13 protein-coding genes are annotated in these 15706 nt (G+C 55.8%); 6 read left to right on the top strand and 7 right to left on the bottom strand.

Annotated features, from left to right (window positions below; translation table 11 throughout):
- From AC27HQ_RS12495 to AC27HQ_RS12480, 4 genes are all read right to left on the bottom strand, one after another.
- On the bottom strand, positions 1-615 hold a 615-nt coding region (locus tag AC27HQ_RS12495; protein WP_487156503.1), incomplete at its 3' end, for a QsdR family transcriptional regulator.
- A 147-nt stretch (positions 616-762) separates the two neighbouring features.
- Positions 763-1263, bottom strand: a complete 501-nt coding sequence (gene tpx / locus AC27HQ_RS12490) for a thiol peroxidase (protein WP_487156502.1) — start codon at positions 1261-1263, stop codon at positions 763-765.
- Positions 1264-1339: 76 nt separating this feature from the next.
- Complete coding sequence (locus tag AC27HQ_RS12485) at positions 1340-5050, bottom strand: translocation/assembly module TamB domain-containing protein (RefSeq protein ID WP_487156501.1); 3711 nt, start codon at positions 5048-5050, stop codon at positions 1340-1342.
- Positions 5047-6753, bottom strand: coding sequence for an autotransporter assembly complex protein TamA (locus tag AC27HQ_RS12480; protein ID WP_487156500.1), 1707 nt, complete (start codon positions 6751-6753; stop codon positions 5047-5049). The genes AC27HQ_RS12485 and AC27HQ_RS12480 overlap by 4 nt, the downstream gene beginning before the upstream one ends.
- A 121-nt stretch (positions 6754-6874) precedes the next feature.
- Here AC27HQ_RS12480 and xthA point away from each other — a divergent pair, with 121 nt between their 5' ends.
- Complete coding sequence (xthA, locus tag AC27HQ_RS12475; protein ID WP_487156499.1) at positions 6875-7690, top strand: exodeoxyribonuclease III; 816 nt, start codon at positions 6875-6877, stop codon at positions 7688-7690.
- A gap of 58 nt (positions 7691-7748) precedes the next feature.
- Here xthA and clpA read toward each other — a convergent pair whose 3' ends face one another.
- Both clpA and clpS read right to left on the bottom strand, forming a co-directional pair.
- Positions 7749-10016, bottom strand: coding sequence for an ATP-dependent Clp protease ATP-binding subunit ClpA (clpA, locus tag AC27HQ_RS12470; RefSeq protein ID WP_487156498.1), 2268 nt, complete (start codon positions 10014-10016; stop codon positions 7749-7751).
- Between the two features lie 34 nt (positions 10017-10050).
- Positions 10051-10413, bottom strand: a complete 363-nt coding sequence (gene clpS, locus AC27HQ_RS12465) for an ATP-dependent Clp protease adapter ClpS (protein WP_487156497.1) — start codon at positions 10411-10413, stop codon at positions 10051-10053.
- A gap of 214 nt (positions 10414-10627) precedes the next feature.
- Here clpS and cspD point away from each other — a divergent pair, with 214 nt between their 5' ends.
- Positions 10628-10888 (top strand): cold shock domain-containing protein CspD, encoded by a 261-nt coding sequence (gene cspD / locus AC27HQ_RS12460; RefSeq protein WP_487156496.1) that lies wholly within the window; start codon positions 10628-10630, stop codon positions 10886-10888.
- A gap of 122 nt (positions 10889-11010) precedes the next feature.
- On the opposite strand, the gene icd is transcribed toward cspD, so the two are convergent.
- On the bottom strand, positions 11011-12270 hold the full coding sequence (icd, locus tag AC27HQ_RS12455) for an NADP-dependent isocitrate dehydrogenase (RefSeq protein ID WP_487156495.1): 1260 nt from the start codon (positions 12268-12270) through the stop codon (positions 11011-11013).
- A gap of 343 nt (positions 12271-12613) precedes the next feature.
- On the opposite strand from icd, the gene AC27HQ_RS12450 reads away from it, so the two are divergent.
- From AC27HQ_RS12450 to AC27HQ_RS12435, 4 genes are read left to right on the top strand one after another with little or no spacing between them, the layout of a single operon-like run.
- The gene (locus AC27HQ_RS12450) at positions 12614-13048 is read left to right on the top strand and encodes an NUDIX hydrolase (protein WP_487156494.1); all 435 of its coding nucleotides are present in this window, start codon (positions 12614-12616) and stop codon (positions 13046-13048) included.
- Between the two features lies 1 nt (position 13049).
- Complete coding sequence (gene mnmA, locus AC27HQ_RS12445) at positions 13050-14180, top strand: tRNA 2-thiouridine(34) synthase MnmA (RefSeq protein ID WP_487156493.1); 1131 nt, start codon at positions 13050-13052, stop codon at positions 14178-14180.
- Positions 14177-14797, top strand: a complete 621-nt coding sequence (hflD, locus tag AC27HQ_RS12440; RefSeq protein WP_487156492.1) for a high frequency lysogenization protein HflD — start codon at positions 14177-14179, stop codon at positions 14795-14797. Before mnmA ends, hflD begins: the two co-directional genes overlap by 4 nt.
- Positions 14790-15668, top strand: coding sequence for a DMT family transporter (locus AC27HQ_RS12435; RefSeq protein WP_487156491.1), 879 nt, complete (start codon positions 14790-14792; stop codon positions 15666-15668). Before hflD ends, AC27HQ_RS12435 begins: the two co-directional genes overlap by 8 nt.
- The last annotated feature ends 38 nt before the right edge of the window (positions 15669-15706 follow it).

Below are 15706 nucleotides of genomic sequence, written 5' to 3'. Positions count from 1 at the left end.
GGACTCACTTGGCGGCACTGGCTCAAGCAGCATACGAATTGCCGTGACGGCCTGATCAACAGCCGGTTTACGACCCACCAAAGGATGGCTATAAGTAAAGGATTCGGTGATACGGTTGATGATATTGGCCAGGCTGTCGATATCCAGACGTGGCTTGAGGTACCCATGTGCCGTTTGCTCTTCGAGCATGCGTTGACAGACTTTGTGACGTCTGGCCTGTAACTCTCGGCTGGCGGCCAAGAGTCGCAATGCATAGTGCGGGTCTTCTTCGATAAAGCGTTGCAGGGCTTCTGAATCCAGAATGGCCTGCATGATGCGCCGAAAAACTTCAGCCACGTAGTCAATGCCCTGCCCTGGCGCATTCTTGCGGGCATCCTTGAAAACGTAAAGGTAGCGGGCCCAGAGAATCTCTTCCAGTAACGCGTCACGGCTGCCGACCCAACGGAACACGGTGGCCCGGCCAATACCCAGTTCGACGGCAATTTCGCTCAAATTGATGGGTTTGCCTTCCACCCATTTTTGATGCGCCAGTTCAAACACGCTGATGGGCGTGGGTTTAAGACTGGCCTGTTCGGCGGCCAGAGCCAGTGATAGCAGGCTTCTCTTGTCTTTCAAGACGTGTCCCTCGGTTTTGACTTTATCAAGGCATTATTATTTATGATCTCTTGATGTCAACACAAAGGGTTTTCGTATCACAACTGTGACACATTTGGGTGATGCTGACTCTGAAGGTTGAACTAGAGAGTCAGCCTATTCGCCTTTTTAGTTAAGAACAGCCAGCGCAGCCTGGTAATCTGGCTCATTAGCCACTTCACCTACCAGTTCACTGTGCAGAACCTTGTTGTTCTCGTCCAGCACAACTACAGCGCGGGCAGCGATACCTGCCAACGGGCCGTTCTCGATGGCCACACCGTAGTTCTTTAGGAACTCGCTACCCCGCATGGTTGAAAGATTGACTACGTTAGCCAAACCCTCGGCACCACAAAAACGCTTCTGGGCAAAGGGCAGATCTGCGGAAATGCACAGGACAACGGTATTGCTCAGTGCGCTGGCCTTGCTGTTGAAGGTACGCACCGAGGTGGCACAGGTGGGCGTATCGACACTTGGGAAGATATTCAGCACCTTGCGCTTGCCGGCAAAACTGGCAAGGCCAAGGTCCTTGAGGTCTTCTGCCACCAGGCTGAAGTCTGGTGCCTGATCACCTTGGACCAGAAACTGGCCGCCGATGGAAATAGGGTTACCGCCTAGGGTCACACTGGACATGGAAACTCCTCATATACTCGCAAGGGATGCGCACGTAGCGCAGGGTCATACAGACGATGACATATTATCGCCTGCATCAAAAATCTATCCGGTAGAAGAAGTCCAGCGAGCTGGCAAAGCCACTCACGGCCTCAAGATACAGGCGTTTGCTCAGATCATAGCGCAGCGCCAACTGGTTTGCCGGTTCAAATACACCCACACCATAACGCAGGCTAAGTTTCTCCGTCAGGTAACCGGCAGCGACCACCTGGGTAGTCAGGCCGCTGCCTTCGGCTTCAAGCTGAAAGCCCTCGATACCCAGAGCGCCGGCAATGGTATTGGCCAGCGGTGCACTACCAGCCAGACCAAGGGCTAATGCCGCCTGGCCAAGCATATTGTTATCACCACTATCACCGCCCAATGGCCGACCCAGTACCAGATAGGACAACGCCTGCTCCTGCGCCATACCGGGCTCGGAGAATACCTCTGACTGGGGGGCCTCTGCCCGACCGGTAAGACGTAGTCCTGCGACGACGTCATCAACGCGCCGGACCGCCTCAATATCAAGGAAGGGTTGGGAGATCGGGCCAGCGAACAACAGTTGGGCGCGGCGCAAGCTTAAACGCTGGCCGTAACCCCGGTAGCGGCCGTCGAGAATATTCAGGTCACCGCTGGCGTTGAGATTCTCTTCAACATTAATCCGGCCGCTGAGACGTCCACTCAAGCCAAAACCTGAAAATCTCAGCTGATCGCCAATGACCAGTCTGATATTCGCCCGCACATCCAGCGGCGATGGGATGTCCTCGGCGGGGTCCTGACCGACAATGATCACATCAGGTGACAGTTTGACTGCCTGTGGCGGCAACTCCCTGACGGTAATCTCACCCTCAGGAATACTGATCTGCCCTGTCAATTGCAGGGTACTGTCAGCCAGAATGATGCTCAGTTCCGGGCTGACACTGAGATCGGCATAGGGCGCTACACGCACTGGCAACTCAGAGCCATCGAGTTGCAGATTGATATCCAGCTCAGGTTTCCAGCTCGCAGAGCCAGACAGCGTGCCCCGCCCTTTTTCCCCGCTTTGCCACTCGCCATCAATACCTGCCATCTGGCCATTAATACGTACACGCAGGCCCAGCTGTTCAAAGCTGACAGGCAGTTCTGCCCCACTGATATGGCCATCAGTCAGCACTATGTCACCCACTACCTGCGGATCACGCAGCACACCCGATAGTTCGCCCTGACCGCTCACCTCACCACGAATGCTATCCAACTGGGGCAGGAACGGACGTAGAAAGTCCAGCCGAATGCCATCAAGTCTGTACTGCCCACTCAGTGTCTGACGGCCCGCAGGATCGCTGACATCAGCATCCACCTGCAGATTACCAAGTCCCATGCTGGACAGTGTGAAGCGATTTCTCGCCCGGTTTGCCGTCAGATCACTGGTCAGCTCCAGACTGTCATAGGGAAAAGCCAGGGTTTGATCGGCATTGACGACCATGACCTGTCCGTCGCGACTACTGATATTGACCTTGGCTATGGGTTGGCCGCCAAGTGCCTGCCGCAGGTCAATTCGCGCATTCATGTCGCCCTGCCAAGTGAAATCCTCCGGCAACAGTGGTGCCAGTTGTTGTAGCGGAAAGTCGCTGAGGGCCAGGTTGATCTGTTTATCAGGTAGAAGCCGCTGCTCACCCTCAAAACACAGGCGTGCGGCGTCATGTGACCAACAATGCGCCGCTACGCGTAATTGCGCCGGCGCCAGGCGATAAACAATCTCGGTGCCTTGCACCAGACGCCAATCCAGTTCTTCATAAGCTAGCCGGGTATTGCGCAGTTGGCCACGCCAGTGTGTGGCGTCCAGGCGCCCCTGCAGATTCAGGTCAACATCCAGCAGGCCGCGCTCGACAACCAGGGCCAGAGTATGCTCCGCCTTGTTACCGGATAAGTGCAGATCCAGATTGCCCAAGCGCTGGTCTGCCTGGCGTACACGTTGTGCCGTGATGCGCAGATCCATGGGCAGATTATCGGACAACGTGGCGTCAGCCTGCAGATTGAGATCACTGATGTTCAGCTCATTGAAGCCCAGCCGGGGCGCCTGTAAATCGGCTCGAATGCGGGGAGCTGACGCACTGCCGCTGAGATCAATACGGCCAGCCACGGACCCTCGCAGTCCCGGCCACAGCGTATTCAAGCGTGGCAAGTCGATATCCAGCCCGGCCATTACCTGGTCTTGCCAGCGCCCAGCACCGGCTATACGGTTTTCGCCCTGTCGCAGCAGCAGATCATCAAACAACCATTGATCGGCGTCCTTGTTGACCGATCCACTCAGCTCCAGCGGTTGGGCACGCAGGGTACCTTTTAGCGCCCATTCGGCAAACAGCTCAAGCTCGTCTCCGGCCAGGCTGCCCTGGCTGGTCAGCGGGCCACTCAGGCTGCCGGGTAGCTGTGACACAAACAGCCCTGGATTAAGGTTATCCAGCTTAAACTGAGCGCGCCAGGCCAGGCTATCGCCCAGGTCCAGCTCAAGGCTGCCATTGGCGCTGCCAGCCTCAGTGCTCATGCTCACAGGATCAAGTCGGACTTGCTGCTCATTGGCCGCCAGACTGAAGGACAGCGCCATGACCTGCTCAGCCACACCGGCAATACGGGCGTTGGTCTCTGCGCTCAGCTCGCGGCCACGCAGTTGCGCCTGCATCTCCAGGTTCTGAAGGCTGATGGCACCGATATCCTGCGGATACAACCATTCCCAAGGGAATGCCTGCATCTCGAGCTGGGCATCGGCACTGAGCTCATCCTGCCAGTTGGCTTCACCATTCAGTTGCAAACGCCTCTGGTTGTCCTCTTCCACGCGCAACAGTAGATCAATATCCGATATTCCGGTTAGTGCAGCGCGTGCAGTCAAGTCAAGACGGATATCGCCACCCTCCCCCGGCAAGTCAGCTTGCAGTGCCAGTTCATAGCCATCTGGCAAACTGCCCTCAAGCGTCAATTCGGGAGCCATCAGGGTCAAGGTTGGCGGCAGCGACTGCAGCGCCAGAAAGTCATCTCCGCGCCAGTTCAGACTGAGCGGCAGGCTGGCTTGCAGTGGGCTGGCCTCCAACTCCAGTCGACCTTGAAGGTAGCCGCTACTGACTGCCGTCACCTCAAGCTGGTCCAGACTGCCAGCGGCGCGGATATCGGCCTGCCAGGGCTGGCCTTGCTGCTCTGGCAGATTGGCCGACAGGTTCATGCGCAATGGCCAGTTGGCGTGCATGGTCAGATCGGCGTCAAGCAGCCAGTCCAGTCCCGGGCCTGCTCCGCTAAAGCGATGAATCAACAGCTGCGAGCCGCTGGCATGGGCAATCATCTGCAGATCTGTCAACAGGGGGCCTGTTTCATCCAGCCACAGCTCGGCAATACGCAGATCATCCACCTGGATGCCCAGAGGCAAACGGATATCAGGAAGAACAATGGATTCAGGACGCTCGACCTGATCTTCAGTCGGCTCGCTCAGGACAGTCAAGCGGCCGATACCCAGGCTGTCGATGCATAAACGAGGCCCCAGCAGGCACATGGGCGACCAAGCCAACTGCAGATGATCAATGCGGATGGTTAGGCTGTCATCCTGCCAGACCAGGTTACTCAGATCCCAGCCACGCCACAGATGCCCCTGATTGAACTCGAACTGCAGGCGCGACTCCTGTTGCACAAGCTGGTTGGCCAGCCACCGATTGACCGACTCACTGGCGAGCAGAAAACCCAGCGAAACAGGTATCAGCAAGAGAATCAGCAGGCCCCGCACCAGGCTTTTGAGGATAAAGCGAATCACAGTTCAGGACCCATGGAAAAATGGATTCGAAAGCCTTCATCCGCGTCGCTGATAGAGCGAGCCAGATCAACTCTGATTGGGCCAACCGGTGATACCCAGCGAACGCCCACGCCGACGCTGGTCTTGCGTGCATCCAGAAGGTCATCGATGGCATTGCCGTGATCGACAAAAGTAGCTGCACGCCACTTATCGATAAATTCGTACTGATATTCCAGACTGGTTGCGATCAGAAAACGGCCACCGACACGCTCACCTGAGCTGTCTGTAGGCGATAGCGTGCGGAAGTCATAGCCGCGAACACTTTGATCGCCCCCGGCAAAGAAGCGCAAGGAGGGCGGTACATTGCTAAAACCATTGCTGGCAATGCCCCCCAGATTGGCTCTGGCCAGCAGGCGATGGTCGTCCAATATGGTATAGAGCCCTTTGGCACTGGCATTCACCCGAACAAAATCGATGTCTGACAGCACACCTTCCTTGGCCCCCTGTACGTCCAATAGCAGACTGTAGCCTTTACTGGGGTCAATCTGATTATCGCTCTCGGTACGTTGATAGGCGACGCTGGGAATGAGTAGCGTACTGCGTCCAGACTCATTGCCGAGGGAGAATCGCTCCTGCTCCCAGCGCAGACCAATGACCCGTTCCCAACCGCTTTCCAAACGTCGCTGGTACTGGCCACCAAGAGTCAGGCTCTGACTTTCAACGTCATCAATATCCTCGTTTTGCCAACCGGTAAAAAACCGTAATGAACTGTTTTGTGGCGGCGTAAGCGGGATCTGGTAATAGGCACCCAGCTTCTGTCGCGGTGCCGAGACCTCCATTTCAGCACCGCGTTTATGGCCCATGGCGTTGATCCAGTGCTGTGTCCAGGTCGAGCGCGCTCTGGGCCCTACATCAGTGGAAAAGCCGGCACCAAAGCCGAGTGAGTGTTTGTCGCGAGCCCGAAGACGTGCAGCTACAGGGATAAGGCCGTCATTGGCATTGGCGGCATTCGCGCTGACCTGAACCGATTCGAAATAACCGCTGGACTGCAAGTCCCGACTCAAGTCAGCTATCAGATCTGCATCGTAGGGTGTGTCGGGTGTAAAGCTGACCATGCGTTGTAACAGTTCGTCACTGAAGGGTGTTTCATCAAAAATCACATCGCCAAGGCGAAAGCGTTCCCCGGTTTGATATATCAGCTCGATATCCGCCAGGTTGTTTTCAACATCCACGCGTAACTGTTGCCGCTCAAAGCGTCCGGAAAAATAGCCATAGCGCAACGCCTGATTGGAAATCAGCGTTTTGATGTCTTCATAGTGCCCGTGGTTGAGGATAGCGCCCTGTCTCAGACGGGTGCTGGATGGCAGATCAAAGGCTTCGTCACCTTGGCCGGGGCCTTCAAAACGGATATCCACGGCATTCAGTCTTACCGGCTCACCTAATATGACATCAAGCTCAAGTACTGGTTGATCGCGAGGGCCGCTGACGTTCGGTCTGATTTGAGCCTGATAATAGCCCAGCGCCTGTGCTGCCTTGAGCGCCTGCTCACGACTGGATCGGGCAAGGCGCCACATATGTCTGCGATTATCCGCGGAAACGGGACCGATAAAGGCCTCGATATTGGCTTTTACCCGGCTATTTGCCGGTTGCACCTGTACATCGAGCTGGGCCTGCACTGCGGAAACAAAAAAAAGCAGGCATATCAATAATAAAGAACGGCCCATTAACAACTTCCAGCTTTGAATTTACGTCAGAATGCTAACATGCTCAGCTTAAATGACTGTTACAAATAAACATTCGCTTACAGTCGATCCGAGACGAAAAAGCCGATTCACAGGACAGCCCATGAAATTCGTATCTTTTAATATCAATGGATTACGAGCAAGACCTCATCAGCTTAAAGAGATAGTTGAGCGGCATGCGCCAGCCGTTATCGGTCTACAGGAAACCAAGGTGGACGACCCCATGTTTCCGCTGGCAGATGTGCAGGCCCTCGGCTATCACGTTCATTTCCATGGTCAGAAAGGTCATTATGGGGTTGCTCTGCTGACCCGCGATGAGCCCCTTTGGGTAAAGAAAGGTTTCCCAAATGATGGTGATGACGCTCAAAAGCGCATGATCAGCGCCGCCGTACCTGACTCACAGGGCAATCCGGTGGTGGTTTTCAATGGTTACTTTCCCCAGGGAGAAAGCCGAGACCACCCTATCAAGTTTCCCGCTAAATCACGCTTTTATGCGGATCTTCAGGCTCACCTGGAGGATAGCTTTAGCACCGATCAAGCCCTGGTGGTAATGGGCGATATCAATATCTCTCCGGAAGACATCGATATTGGCATCGGTGCCGAGAACGCCAAACGCTGGTTGAAAACCGGCAAATGCAGCTTTTTGCCAGAGGAACGGGAGTGGTTAGCGCGCCTGAAGAACTGGGGGCTGGTCGACACCTTCCGGCAGCTCCATCCTGGCGTGGATGATCGTTTCAGCTGGTTCGATTACCGCAGTCGCGGCTTTGAAGATGTGCCCAAGCGTGGGCTGCGTATTGATCTGGTGATGGCCAGCAAGGCGCTGGCGCCGCACTGTGTCAGCGCCGGGATCGATTACGATATCCGCGCCATGGAAAAACCGTCGGATCATGCGCCGGTTTGGGCCGAGTTCAAAGTCTGAGCAGCAAGCCAGAGTCCGTGGCTGAGTTTGGCTCAGCCACGGACAAGGCTTGAAGGGCTCAGGCCATCTCTTCTTCCAGTACATCCAGGGTCAGTTCATCATCGCGCAGGCTGATGTGAACCGTGCCACCATGCGCGGACAACTCGCCAAACAGAATGGCCTCAGCCAACGGCCGCTTGATCTTCTCCTGAATCAGGCGAGCCATCGGACGCGCACCCATCAGCGGATCATAACCGTGTTCCGCCAGCCAGTTGCGCGCTTCCTCGTCCACATCCAGCAAGACGTGCTTGTCTTCCAGCTGTGCCTGCAATTCGGTGAGGAACTTGTCGACCACGCTCTTGATGCTGTCATGGCTCAAACGACCAAACTGGATAATGGTATCCAGACGGTTACGGAATTCCGGCGTGAAGGTTTTCTTGATCACTTCCATGGCATCGGTGGTGTGATCCTGCTGGGTAAAGCCAATCGAGGAACGCGCCATGGATTCCGCGCCGGCATTGGTTGTCAGCACGATGATCACGTTGCGGAAGTCGGCCTTGCGCCCGTTGTTATCGGTCAGCGTACCGTGATCCATGACCTGCAGCAGCAGGTTGAAGACTTCCGGATGCGCTTTCTCGATTTCATCGAGCAACAGAACACAGTGCGGGTTCTTGCTCACTGCCTCGGTCAGCAAACCGCCCTGATCAAAACCGACATAGCCCGGAGGTGCGCCGATCAGGCGTGACACTGTGTGCCGCTCCATATACTCGGACATGTCAAAACGCAGCAATTCCACGCCCAGGCTCTTGGCCAACTGACGGGTTACCTCCGTCTTGCCGACACCGGTTGGCCCGGCGAACAGGAAGGAGCCCACCGGCTTATCCGCTGACTTGAGGCCAGCGCGTGACAGTTTTATCGCCGTGGACAAGGCCTGAATAGCGTTATCCTGACCGAAGACCACCAGACGCAGATCACGCTCAAGGTTCTTCAGCAGTTCCTTGTCGCTGGTGGAAACATGCTTGGGCGGAATGCGCGCAATCTTGGCCACAATCGACTCGATCTCGGCCACATCAATCACGCTTGGACGCTCACTGACCGGCTTGAGACGCTGATAGGCGCCCGCCTCGTCAATCACGTCAATGGCCTTGTCAGGCATATGCCGGTCGTTGATGTAACGGGATGCCAACTCGGCAGCGGCTTTCAAGGCCTCATCGGTATAACCGATGCCATGGTGATCCTCAAAGCGGCTCTTGAGCCCCTTGAGAATCTGGATAGTGTCATCCACAGAGGGTTCGACCACATCCACCTTCTGGAAACGCCGGGCCAGAGCACGGTCTTTCTCAAAAATGCCGCGAAACTCCTGAAAGGTTGTTGAACCGATACAGCGGATCTCGCCTGAGGTCAGCAATGGCTTGAGCAGGTTGGAGGCATCCATTACGCCGCCGGAGGCGGCGCCGGCTCCAATGATCGTGTGAATCTCGTCAATGAACAGGATGGCCTGGGGACGCTTGCGCAGCGCTTTGAGCAACGCCTTGAAGCGCTTCTCGAAATCACCTCGGTACTTGGTACCAGCCAGCAAGGCGCCAAGATCCAGGGAATAGACCACAGCTTCGGAGAGAATATCCGGTACTTCACCATCGACAATACGCTTGGCCAGACCCTCGGCTATGGCGGTCTTGCCAACGCCCGCCTCGCCTACCAGCAGCGGGTTGTTCTTGCGCCGGCGCACCAGAATCTGCGCGACCCGCTCAACTTCATGAGCGCGACCTACCAGCGGATCAATCCGCCCCAGACGGGCCTGCTCGTTGAGGTTGCTGGCATAGGCATCCAGCGGATTGGTCGAGCCGACGGTTTCGCCGTTCTCGTCATCACCGGCTTCCTGGTCTGGCTGAATCTGTTCCGAATCGCCGCCTACCTTGGAAATGCCATGGGAAATGAAGTTGACGATATCAATACGGGCAATCTGTTGCTGCTTGAGGAAGAACACCGCCTGGCTTTCCTGCTCACTGAAGATCGCCACCAGCACATTGGCTCCACTGACCTCGCCTTTGCCGGAGCTCTGGACATGAAAGACGGCACGTTGCAGTACACGCTGAAAGCCCAGGGTCGGCTGGGTTTCTCGATCACTGTCCTGCTTTGGAATCAGCGGTGTAGTCGAGTCGATAAACTCGGACAGTTCCCTGCGCAGGCGCTCCATATCAGCGCCGCAGGCGCGCAATACATCCACGGCCGCGTGGTTATCCAGCAGGGCCAGCAACAGGTGTTCTACGGTCATGAATTCATGGCGTTTACTGCGGGCTTCCTTGAACGCCAGATTCAGGGTGATCTCGAGATCTCTATTGAGCATGGTGCCACCTCATCGTGCGACTTAAGTCGCTTTGTTACGCTTCCCGCTGAATCTGACACATCAGCGGATGCTGGCATTCCCTGGCATAGTCATTGACCTGTGCGGCCTTGGTTTCGGCAATGTCACGGGTGAACACACCACACACCGCGCTGCCTTCAGTATGGACCTTCAACATGATCTGTGTAGCGGCTTCCCGATTCAATGGAAAAAAAGTTTCAAGAACCTCCACTACAAAATCCATGGGTGTGTAGTCATCGTCCATCATAACCACCTGATAGCGCGATGGCGGCTTTAATTCAGGCTTGCTGGATTCCACTGCAAGCCCGAAATCATCACCCTGCTCGGGCTGATCTGGGCCCTGATTTAAGGTTAGTCGAAAATCTGTCTTTGCAAACATGAGAAACATCGCTGGTTACTGGGTTTCATGAACTGCCGTAGGCAAAAAAAATGTGCGCTGGTACTCAGCTTGCCTGAGGCTATCTTGACTTACGTTGATTCAGTGTTAAAAAGTGTAAACGAGCATTGCATTGCGGTCATCTGTTTCAGGGTGTGTGCGCTCTTTCGCGAATCACGGATTTCACTCCCAGTATGGGCAACAAGAGGGATGCAGTATGCAAAATGGCAAGGTCAAGTGGTTTAACAACGCCAAGGGCTATGGCTTCATCGTGGCTGATGGCAAGGATGAAGACCTGTTTGCACATTACTCGGCCATCCAGATGGACGGCTACCGTACACTCAAGGCAGGTCAGCCAGTCAAATTTGAGGTTATTCAGGGACCCAAGGGTCTGCATGCAGTGAATATCCAGTCGGGTGAACCGCTGGCAGCCAAGGCGGTAGTTTCAAGCCCCGAGGCGGAAGTGTCGCACAACTGAGCTTATCCCCTGCCATCAGCTTGAGCGAGCGGCAGGTCAGATAGGCGGCATGCTCCATCAGGTATGCCATAAACAACAAGGCCGGCTAATAAGCCGGCCTTGTTGTTGGTGCCCTTGCTGACTTAGCCCATGCTGGCGATCATGTCGTCACCAAACTCGGAGCATTTGCGCAGGGTTGCACCCTCCATAAGACGCTCGAAGTCATAGGTTACGGTCTTTTTGCTAATAGCGCCTTCAGTACCTTTGATGATCAGATCCGCCGCTTCAACCCAGCCCATGTGACGCAGCATCATCTCGGCAGAGAGAATCAGCGAGCCCGGGTTGACCTTGTCCAGACCGGCATACTTGGGTGCTGTGCCGTGAGTTGCCTCAAACATGGCAATTGAATCGGACAGGTTGGCGCCTGGAGCAATACCAATACCACCGACTTCTGCGGCCAGCGCATCGGACAAGTAGTCGCCGTTGAGGTTCAGGGTGGCAATCACATCATAGTCAGCCGGACGTAACAGGATCTGCTGCAGCATAGCGTCGGCAATCACGTCCTTGACAACGATGTTGCGACCCGTGCGCGGGTTCTTGAATTGCATCCACGGGCCACCGTCCAGCAATTCGGCACCAAACTCATCGCGAGCCACTTCGTAGCCCCATTCCTTGAAGGCACCTTCGGTGAACTTCATGATGTTGCCCTTGTGCACGATGGTGACCGACTTACGGTCGTTATCCACGGCATATTGCAAGGCTTTCTGAACCAGACGCTTGGTACCGGCTTCGGAAACCGGCTTGATGCCGATACCGCACATGTCGGTAAAGCGGATCTTGTTGACGCCCATCTCTTCCTGCAGGAATTTGATGACTTTGATGGCTTCCGGGCTGCCGGCCTTGAATTCAACACCAGCGTAGATGTCTTCGGAGTTCTCACGGAAGATCACCATATCCACATCACCCGGCTGTTTGACCGGACTCGGCACACCCGTAAACCAGCGTACCGGACGCTGACAGACATACAGGTCGAGCTGCTGACGCAGGGCCACGTTCAAGGAGCGAATGCCGCCACCGACGGGTGTGGTCAGGGGGCCCTTGATGGAGACAACGTAGTCCTTGACGGCGTGCAGGGTTTCTTCTGGCAGCCAGGTGTCCTGATCATAAACCTGAGTGGCTTTTTCACCGGCGTAGACTTCCATCCAGGAAATCTTGCGCTTTCCGCCATAGGCCTTTTCAACGGCGGCATCAACCACCTTGATCATCACCGGCGAGATATCAATGCCGATTCCGTCACCCTCGATGTAGGGAATGATCGGATTGTTCGGTACGTTGAGGGACAGGTCGGCATTCACGGTAATTTTGTCGCCGCTTGCCGGCACCTGGATCTTTTGGTATCCCATTATTGACTCCGTTATGTTGTCGTTGTCATACAAGGCCGTGGAAGGTAATCCCCAGCCCAAAATGTGGTTACAGCGGTGGCGACATTGTTGTAGTTTTCCTACAAAAAGTCACGCACTTTCAATTCATTTGCCCTGACTTTGGTCGTATATAGCCCAGTCAATTCGTTTCAATATCTGACCGGATTGCAGCTTGTAGTATCACTACATTCTCACTACATCACGGATCTATCAGCATCCTAGCCGGTTATACCAGCAATTCCAGTCAGGCTCGGCCGGATAACCCGCCACAGTTCACCCGCCGCATGGATTAGGCTACCCTATGCAACCTGCTCAGGAGTCAAGCATGCGTTTCTTGCCCCATGTTACTGTTGCCACCATCATAGAAGAGCGAAACCGCTTCCTGCTGGTGGAAGAATACCGCAATGGCAGACTGGTTTTAAACCAGCCCGCAGGCCATCTGGAAGAAGACGAAAGTCTTATTCAGGCAGCACAACGGGAAACCCTCGAGGAAACCGCACACAGCGTCGAGATCACAGCTCTGCTGGGGTTATATCTGTTCAAGGCGGACAATGGCGAGACCTATCAGCGCTGCTGTTTTGCCGGCCGCGTGCTGGGATCGGATCCCGATCGGCCGCTTGATCAAGGTATCGAACGGGCCGTCTGGATGAGCCTGGACGAGATTCGCGCACGCCGCGCCGACCTGCGCAGCCACCTGGTGCTTGATTGCATTGAAGATTACCTGCACAAACCCCACTACCCACTGGAACTGATCCGCTGACATGACCATGCCCATTACCAAACCACCCAGCCAGACGCGCGTGATTGTCGGCATGTCCGGCGGCGTCGATTCGTCGGTATCGGCGGCGCTGCTGCTGGAGCAGGGTTATCAGGTTGAAGGCCTGTTCATGAAGAACTGGGATGAGGATGATGGTACTGAGTATTGCACGGCCATGGATGATCTGGCCGACGCTCAGGCAGTCAGCGACAAACTCGGCATCACATTGCACACTGCCAACTTTGCCGCCGAATACTGGGACAATGTGTTCGAGCATTTCCTCGAAGAATACAAGGCTGGACGCACGCCCAACCCCGACATCTTGTGTAACCGCGAAATCAAGTTCAAGGCCTTCCTCGATTACGCCCTGCAGCTGGGTGCCGACCTGATTGCTACGGGGCACTACTGCCGGCGTGCCGACCAGGACGGCCAGACCCTGTTGTTGCGCGGTGTTGATAACAACAAGGATCAGAGCTACTTCCTGCATGCGGTGGCTGGCGAACAAATTGCCCGCACCCTGTTTCCGGTTGGTGAGCTGGAAAAGCCTGCCGTGCGTCATATCGCAGAAAAGTACCAACTGGCCACGGCGAAAAAGAAAGACTCAACCGGCATCTGCTTTATCGGCGAGCGGCGCTTCAGCGATTTTCTCAAGCAGTACCTGCCAGCCCAGCCCGGTGACATTCAAACCACCGACGGCAAGGTCATTGGTCGCCACCATGGTTTGATGTACCACACTATCGGGCAGCGTCAGGGCCTGGGGATTGGTGGATTGCAAGGTGCCAGTGACGAGCCCTGGTATGTGCTGCGCAAGGACCTGCAGCGCAATGTGCTGATTGTCGGCCAGGGCAATGAGCATCCCTGGTTGTTTTCCAGCGCCTTGACCTGTTCATCCATCTACTGGGTCAATCCCCTGGTGTTGCAGTCGCCGTTACAGCTGACCGCCAAGGTGCGCTATCGCCAGCCTGACCAGGCGTGCATGCTTGAGCAGACCAGTGAAGGCTACCTGATTAGTTTCACGGAGCCTCAGCGGGCGGTCACCCCTGGCCAATCCATCGTCTTCTACGCCGGCGATGTTTGCCTGGGTGGCGGCGTGATTGAAACTGCCCTTCCCGCCACCACCGAGGATTTTGCATGAACCGCCATGAAGAGCAGGTACTGGCATTGGGTGCAATCTTTGAAGTTGGCATTCAGGTCGACAAGCTGGCGCGCTCGGGCCAGATCAGTGAAGCCCCTCTGGGTTGTTTGATGAACAGTGTTCTGGAGCGCTCTCCGGATGACGTCCTGACGATTTACGGCGGCTCCCATCATCAAATACGACAAGGCCTGCAGGCTTTACAATCCTTGCTGGAGCGCGACACGGCTGCACTGCAGCGCGATGCCCTGCGCTACACCATGAACCTGATCGCCCTTGAGCGCATGCTGGCCAAGCGCGACGACATGCTCAGCGTCATCGGCCAACGTCTGGATCTGGTCAAGAGTCAGGTCGAGCACTTTGGCATCCTGCATGACAATGTCAGCGCCTCACTTGGCAGTCTCTATCAGGACACCATCAGCACCCTGCGCCTGCGCATCCAGGTGCATGGCGATATGCGCTATCTGCAGCAACCCGATACCGCCAACCGCATACGCGCCCTGCTGCTGGCCGGAATACGCTCGGCCATGCTCTGGCGTCAGCTCGGTGGCCACCGCTGGCAATTGCTGATATCCCGCAAAAAACTTCTGGACGCGGTTCGGTCTGTACTCAATGGTTGAGCTGAGTCGCCAGGATCTACCACGCAAGGGCGCGCTGCTGTTGGGCACATCGGCGTTGTTGTTCGCTTGCATGGGCATTCTGATTCGCGAGGTGTCCAGCGAAGTCAACAATGAGAACGTGGTGTTCTTCCGCAATCTGGTGGGTGTGCTGTTCTTCCTGCCCCTGATTCTGGTCAAGGGTATCGCACCCTTCCGCACCCAACGTCTGGGTAGCCATTTTATGCGCACCTTTTATGGCCTGGGTGCGATGTACTGTTTTTTCTATGCCATCGCGCACCTGCCGTTGGCCGATGCCATGGTCTTCACTTATGCCGCGCCCGTCTTTACGCCATTACTGGCCTGGTGGTGGCTGCGGGAATCCCTTACCCCACGCATGATGTTCATGGTGCTGTTAGGGTTTGCCGGCGTGTTGTTGGTGGCCAAACCCAGTGGCGCCCTGTTTGACCCCAAGGGCCTGGCGGGGATTGCTGCTAGCCTCCTGGCAGCGTGCGCCTTTGTGTCGATCCGGGCCATGAGTAACAGCGAGCCCTCAATGCGCATTGTGTTTTACTTCGCGTTGTTTTCCAGCCTGCTTTCGGCTATCCCCTTGACCTGGGCCTGGCAGCCGTTGACCGTCAAACAACTGAGCATGCTGGTGGCCATTGGGCTGGTCGCCACTGTCAGCCAGTTGGTCATGTCACGCGCCTATGCCCTTGCCGCACCGGGCAAGATCGGCCCCTGGAGCTATCTGGCTATCGTCTTTTCCGGCATCTTTGCCTGGTTTCTCTGGAGCGAAGTCCCGGACATCTCATCCTGGCTGGGCGCCGGTCTGATTTTCGCCTCCACCATGATCAGCATCAGTCTGCCCGCAGCACGGGCCAAATCCGCCTGATCTGGTGTATCATTTGCGCCTTTCCGCCTGACCTTTTG

The sequence above is a fragment of the Halopseudomonas sp. 4NH20-0008 genome, from assembly GCF_057548395.1.
The sequence above is the reverse complement of the archived record's forward strand: the minus strand, read 5'-3'. Positions and strand labels throughout refer to the sequence as shown.

Excerpts from the sequence above, each read along its gene's own strand:
- icd (WP_487156495.1), bottom strand. The coding sequence starts at position 12,270 with ATGGGATACCAAAAGATCCAGGTGCCGGCAAGCGGCGACAAAATTACC.
- tpx (WP_487156502.1), bottom strand. The coding sequence starts at position 1,263 with ATGTCCAGTGTGACCCTAGGCGGTAACCCTATTTCCATCGGCGGCCAG.
- cspD (WP_487156496.1), top strand. The coding sequence starts at position 10,628 with ATGCAAAATGGCAAGGTCAAGTGGTTTAACAACGCCAAGGGCTATGGC.
- clpA (WP_487156498.1), bottom strand. The coding sequence starts at position 10,016 with ATGCTCAATAGAGATCTCGAGATCACCCTGAATCTGGCGTTCAAGGAA.
- AC27HQ_RS12480 (WP_487156500.1), bottom strand. The coding sequence starts at position 6,753 with ATGGGCCGTTCTTTATTATTGATATGCCTGCTTTTTTTTGTTTCCGCA.
- xthA (WP_487156499.1), top strand. The coding sequence starts at position 6,875 with ATGAAATTCGTATCTTTTAATATCAATGGATTACGAGCAAGACCTCAT.
- AC27HQ_RS12450 (WP_487156494.1), top strand. The coding sequence starts at position 12,614 with ATGCGTTTCTTGCCCCATGTTACTGTTGCCACCATCATAGAAGAGCGA.
- mnmA (WP_487156493.1), top strand. The coding sequence starts at position 13,050 with ATGACCATGCCCATTACCAAACCACCCAGCCAGACGCGCGTGATTGTC.
- AC27HQ_RS12435 (WP_487156491.1), top strand. The coding sequence starts at position 14,790 with ATGGTTGAGCTGAGTCGCCAGGATCTACCACGCAAGGGCGCGCTGCTG.
- hflD (WP_487156492.1), top strand. The coding sequence starts at position 14,177 with ATGAACCGCCATGAAGAGCAGGTACTGGCATTGGGTGCAATCTTTGAA.
- clpS (WP_487156497.1), bottom strand. The coding sequence starts at position 10,413 with ATGTTTGCAAAGACAGATTTTCGACTAACCTTAAATCAGGGCCCAGAT.